This window comes from Pseudomonas sp. SH10-3B (genome assembly GCF_019891415.1).
Classification (GTDB): domain Bacteria; phylum Pseudomonadota; class Gammaproteobacteria; order Pseudomonadales; family Pseudomonadaceae; genus Aquipseudomonas.
This window is the reverse complement of sequence record NZ_JAFLXD010000099.1, coordinates 1-4588: the sequence shown is the minus strand read 5'-3', so window position 1 is coordinate 4588 and position 4588 is coordinate 1. Positions and strand designations below refer to the sequence as shown.

At 62.5% G+C, this 4588-nt stretch carries 7 protein-coding genes; 5 read left to right on the top strand and 2 right to left on the bottom strand.

Annotated features, from left to right (window positions below; all coding sequences use genetic code 11):
• The first annotated feature begins 100 nt into the window (after positions 1 to 100).
• The 3 genes from J1G35_RS30430 (at position 101) to J1G35_RS30420 (ending at position 1709) form a co-directional block, all read left to right on the top strand.
• Positions 101 to 337, top strand: coding sequence for a glutaredoxin family protein (locus J1G35_RS30430; RefSeq protein ID WP_053130624.1), 237 nt, complete (start codon positions 101 to 103; stop codon positions 335 to 337).
• Positions 338 to 411: 74 nt separating this feature from the next.
• On the top strand, positions 412 to 747 hold the full coding sequence (locus tag J1G35_RS30425) for a hypothetical protein (protein WP_010565034.1): 336 nt from the start codon (positions 412 to 414) through the stop codon (positions 745 to 747).
• A 71-nt stretch (positions 748 to 818) separates the two neighbouring features.
• A complete protein-coding gene (locus tag J1G35_RS30420; protein WP_223016849.1) occupies positions 819 to 1709 on the top strand; it encodes a pseudouridine synthase in 891 nt (296 codons plus the stop codon).
• 55 nt (positions 1710 to 1764) lie between these two features.
• Here the strand turns inward: J1G35_RS30420 and J1G35_RS30415 are convergent, their stop codons facing one another.
• On the bottom strand, positions 1765 to 1986 hold the full coding sequence (locus J1G35_RS30415) for a YgdI/YgdR family lipoprotein (RefSeq protein ID WP_010211805.1): 222 nt from the start codon (positions 1984 to 1986) through the stop codon (positions 1765 to 1767).
• Between the two features lie 81 nt (positions 1987 to 2067).
• On the bottom strand, positions 2068 to 2670 hold the full coding sequence (gene mobA, locus J1G35_RS30410; protein WP_223016848.1) for a molybdenum cofactor guanylyltransferase MobA: 603 nt from the start codon (positions 2668 to 2670) through the stop codon (positions 2068 to 2070).
• Positions 2671 to 2746: 76 nt separating this feature from the next.
• Between mobA and moaB the strand changes: the two genes are divergently transcribed.
• Together moaB and glp are read left to right on the top strand one after the other, a co-directional pair.
• On the top strand, positions 2747 to 3286 hold the full coding sequence (gene moaB, locus J1G35_RS30405; RefSeq protein ID WP_131699497.1) for a molybdenum cofactor biosynthesis protein B: 540 nt from the start codon (positions 2747 to 2749) through the stop codon (positions 3284 to 3286).
• On the top strand, positions 3270 to 4496 hold the full coding sequence (gene glp / locus J1G35_RS30400; protein WP_223016847.1) for a gephyrin-like molybdotransferase Glp: 1227 nt from the start codon (positions 3270 to 3272) through the stop codon (positions 4494 to 4496). The genes moaB and glp overlap by 17 nt, the downstream gene beginning before the upstream one ends.
• Positions 4497 to 4588: the final 92 nt, after the last annotated feature.

Here is a 4588-nt window from a genome sequence, read left to right as displayed (position 1 = left end):
CCCAACGCGGGGCAAGCCCGCTCGCCACAACAAGCCCACTCGCCACAGGTTTTTGTCAGGCTTAGAATGCTCGTCTATTTACTGATCAGGTTCATTCGTCATGCTTCCTGAATGCCAGCTGTTCGGCACCCTGGGTTGCCATCTGTGTGAAATTGCCGAAGCCGAAATCATGCCGCTCGTCGAACGTGGGTTGTTGGTTGAGTTGGTTGATATCACCGACCCCGAAGACCTGACCGACGACTACGGCCTAAGGATTCCGGTGCTTCGCCGGGTAGATACCGGCGCTGAACTGGATTGGCCTTTCGACACTGATCAGGTTGTCGCCTTCCTGCTCTGACGTTTATGCGATGGCGAGTTTCCGAATATTACGTTACTGTATGTTTGTACAGCGATTGAGTAGAGGGAACGCCCGTGGTGAATGTTGAACAACTGAAAAGCAGCGTCAATCGCATGTCTGCCGATGTCGTGCGCGACGCGGTGAACGAGCTGCGCCTCGACGGCCTGGTCACGGAAGGCAAGACGCCGTTTAACAAAGTGCATTTCAATACCTGCTTTGCCGAGATCGAGGCGTTGTTCCAGCGCGCCGGTTATCACAAGCAGCTCGATGTGGTGGGTTATCAAGGCCTGTTGTACGCGCTTTACGATCCTGGGCGCTGGGAAGCGGTGGACGTGCTGCGCTGGCTCAAGGAGTTCACCGAGGCGGCGAGTGCTTCGCCGATCCTGCGCGCGGAATTGGCCAAGGCCTGAGATCGGCCCTAGGCCGAGTCCCGCTTCATGCGGGATAATGCTCGCCTGTTTTTCCAGGCTTTGAGCACTTCATGTCCACATCCGGTTTTTCCGCGTCCCAGCACCAAGCCAGCACCTTGTACCTGCCACCGGGCCCCTGGGCGACGGTGCTGGAGTGCCTGTGTGAGCACTTTGCGGCGATCAGTCGCGAACACTGGCTGGACCGCATCGCCCGCGGGCGCGTGCTGGACATCCATGGCAGCCCGATCTCCCAGGACCTGGCCTACAAGGAAGGCCTGTGCATCTATTACTTTCGTGAAGTACCCAACGAAAAAGTCATCCCGGTGCAGGAAACCATCCTCTACGCCGACGAGCATCTGGTAGTGGCGGACAAACCTCACTTCCTGCCCGTGACCCCGGCCGGCGAGTACGTCGAGCAAACCCTGTTGCGCCGCCTGATTCGCCGCCTGGACAACCCGGCGCTGGTGCCCCTGCACCGCATCGACCGGCATACCGCCGGGCTGGTGCTGTTCTCGGCCAACCCGGCCAGCCGTTCGGCCTATCAGCAGCTGTTTCCCACGCGCCAGATCGATAAATTCTACGAAGCCATTGCCCCGGCCTTACCCGGGCTGACGTTCCCGTTGGTGCACAAAAGCCGCCTGGTGGATGGCGAACCGTTCTTCCGCATGCAGGAAGGCTCTGGCGCCAGCAACACCGAAACAGCCGTGGAGGTGCGCGAAAAGAACGGCGACTTATGGCGCTACGGCCTGTTTCCCGTGACCGGCAAGAAGCACCAGCTGCGCGTGCACATGACCGCGCTGGGGGCGAGCATCTGCAACGACCCGTTCTACCCGGACGTGATCAAGGATGCGGTCGACGATTACGCCAATCCCCTCAAGCTGCTGGCCCAGGGCGTGCGGTTTATCGACCCCGTCACCGGTGAGGAACGCCATTTCCGCAGCCAGATCACCCTCGACTGGTAACCCCCGGAAACGACAAGGCCCGCGCGAGGCGGGCCTTGTGTGCAAGCGCTAAGACTTACAGGTCTTTAACGGTGCGAACCTGATCTTTGTTGATGCGGGTACGCTTGCCGTCAAGCTGTTCGAATTCGTAGAAACCCGAATCTTCGTTGTATTTCGGGGTGTCGACGGCCTGGATTTCGCGACCGTCATTCAGGGTGATCACTGTCGGCGAGGCGCAACCGGCGAGGGTAGCCAGGCCCAGTGCAAGCATGAGAGCGGCGATGGTCCGTTGAGTCATGGGTGTTGTCTCCGAGAGAATACTTTTTGATTGCTGACCTTGTGACGCGTAAGACGTCGCCAAAGTTCCTTGTGCGAAGGTTCATTCTGACACGTCAGACCTTGGGCGCAACAGCTCTGGTGTATTCAGGTTGGCCAGGCGCGGGTCATCGGCAGGGCATTCCAGGCCCACGCCGCCCAATTGCAGGAGGATCTTTCGGGGGCTGCGTTCACCGGCATGCCAGGCCCGTTCTACCTCGGCTTGCAGGCAGGTGGGGATGATGCAGATCAAGGGTTCCCAGAATTCACCGTGGCGCACCATCACTGGCAACAAGGGATTGCGTTGCGCGGTTTCACGCAGGTCGGCGAGCAGTCGGGCGTCGATGTGTGGCACATCGCACGGCAGGATCAGCAGGTGCTCATGGCGCGCGGCGGCCAGTCCCGCGCGGATACCGGCCAGTGGCCCGGGAAAATCCGGGCTGTCGTCGCTCACCAACTGGTCGGCATAGGGGGCGTACTGCGCCTGGTTGCGGTTGCACGAAATGATCAGGTCATCGGTCAATGGCCGCGCCAGGCGCTGCAAGTGCGCGATCAAGGGCAGGCCGTGCCAGTCCAGCAGGCCTTTATCCTGGCCGCCCATGCGCTGGCCGCGGCCACCGGCCAACAGCAGGATCGAACAGGGCAGGGGCATTGAATCGAGTGGCATGTGGGTTCCGCGCAGGCAGCTGAACAGGGGCCTGTGATATAACATCGGGCTGTTCCTTCGACAACCGGACCGTGCCATGAAAGCCAAGGCCGATGCACCCTTCGTACCCCTGAATATCGCTGTATTGACCGTCAGCGACACCCGCACCCTGGACACCGACACCTCGGGCCAGGTCTTCGTCGACCGCCTCACCGCCGCCGGCCACAACCTGGCCGAGCGCGTGCTGCTCAAGGACGACCTCTACAAGATCCGCGCCCAAGTCGCCCACTGGATTGCCGAAGACGTGGTGCAAGTGGTGTTGATCACCGGCGGCACCGGCTTCACCGGCCGCGACAGCACCCCCGAAGCGGTCAGCTGCCTGCTCGACAAACAGGTCGACGGTTTTGGCGAACTGTTCCGCCAGATCTCCGTGGCCGACATCGGCACCTCCACCGTGCAATCCCGCGCCTTGGCCGGCCTGGCCAACGGCACCCTGGTGTGCTGCCTGCCGGGCTCCACCAATGCGGTGCGCACCGGTTGGGATGGCATCCTCGCCGAGCAACTGGATAACCGTCACCGTCCGTGCAACTTCGTACCGCACCTGAAGCTGGCCGAACCCTGTGAATCCCGTGGGTAAGCCCGGCAAGACCGGCGCCCTGATGCCGGTAGAACAAGCCCTGCAACAACTGCTGGCGATGGCCGAAGCCGCGCCGATCCGCGAGCAGCAGGTGCTGTCGCTGGCCGAGTGCGATGGCCGGGTATTGGCCCAGGACCTGGTCTCCACCCTCGACCTGCCGCCCTGGCCCAACAGCGCCATGGACGGTTACGCCGTGCGCCTGGCGGATTGGACCGGTGAGCCGCTGCCCGTCAGCCAACGCATCTTCGCCGGCCAGGCGCCGCAGCCGCTGGCGTCTGGAACCTGTGCGCGCATCTTCACCGGGGCGCCGGTGCCGGAAGGCGCGGACTGCGTGGAAATGCAGGAAAACGCTATCGTCCACGCCGATGAGCGCGTGAGCTTTGCCGAGCCGTTGCACCTTGGCCAGAACATTCGCCCCCAGGGCCAGGAAACCACCGTCGGCGAGTTGGTGCTCACGGCCGGTACGCGCCTGGGCCCGATCGAGCTGGGCCTGGCGGCTTCCCTCGGCCGTGATCGACTGGACGTGATCCGCCGCCCGCGTGTGGCTGTGTTGTCCACCGGCGATGAACTGATCGAACCCGGTTTGCCGCTCGGTCCGGGCCAGATCTACAACAGCAACCGCCGCGTGTTGTGTTCCTGGCTTGAGCGCATGGGCTGCGAAGTCATCGACGCCGGCATCCTGCCGGATGACCTGGAGCAGACCCGTTCCCGACTGGCAGGCTTGAGTGCGGTTGATCTGATTTTGTCCACCGGCGGTGTGTCGGTGGGCGAGGCGGACTTCCTCGGTATCGCCCTGCGCGAAGAGGGTGAACTGGCGTTGTGGAAGCTGGCGATCAAGCCGGGCAAACCCCTGACCTTTGGCCACTTCCGTGGCGTGCCAGTGATCGGCCTGCCAGGCAACCCGGCCTCGACCCTGGTGACCTTTGCGCTGTTGGCGCGTCCGTACTTGCTGCGCCGCCAAGGGGTGGCAGACGTGGAGCCACTGCGCTTCGAAGTGCCGGTGGGGTTCACCTGGCCCAAGCCGGGCAACCGCCGCGAGTATCTGCGCGGGCGCATCGAACAGGGCAAGGCGATCATCTACCGCAACCAGAGCTCCGGCGTGCTGCGCAGCGCGGCATGGGCGGAGGGGTTTGTGGAGGTGTTGGAAGGGACGACGCTGGACATCGGCGATCGAGTCAATTTCATCCCTCTGAGTGAAGTCTTGAATTGACCCCCAATCCAAATGTGGAAGGGGGCTTGCCCTGATGCCAGTCAGTTAAGCGTACATCGCCTCCTGTAGGAGCGAGCTTGCTCGCGAAAAAC

Coding starts and splice junctions, on each gene's coding strand:
- J1G35_RS30430 (WP_053130624.1), top strand. CDS start 101: ATGCTTCCTGAATGCCAGCTGTTCGGCACCCTGGGTTGCCATCTGTGT.
- J1G35_RS30420 (WP_223016849.1), top strand. CDS start 819: ATGTCCACATCCGGTTTTTCCGCGTCCCAGCACCAAGCCAGCACCTTG.
- J1G35_RS30415 (WP_010211805.1), bottom strand. CDS start 1,986: ATGACTCAACGGACCATCGCCGCTCTCATGCTTGCACTGGGCCTGGCT.
- mobA (WP_223016848.1), bottom strand. CDS start 2,670: ATGCCACTCGATTCAATGCCCCTGCCCTGTTCGATCCTGCTGTTGGCC.
- moaB (WP_131699497.1), top strand. CDS start 2,747: ATGAAAGCCAAGGCCGATGCACCCTTCGTACCCCTGAATATCGCTGTA.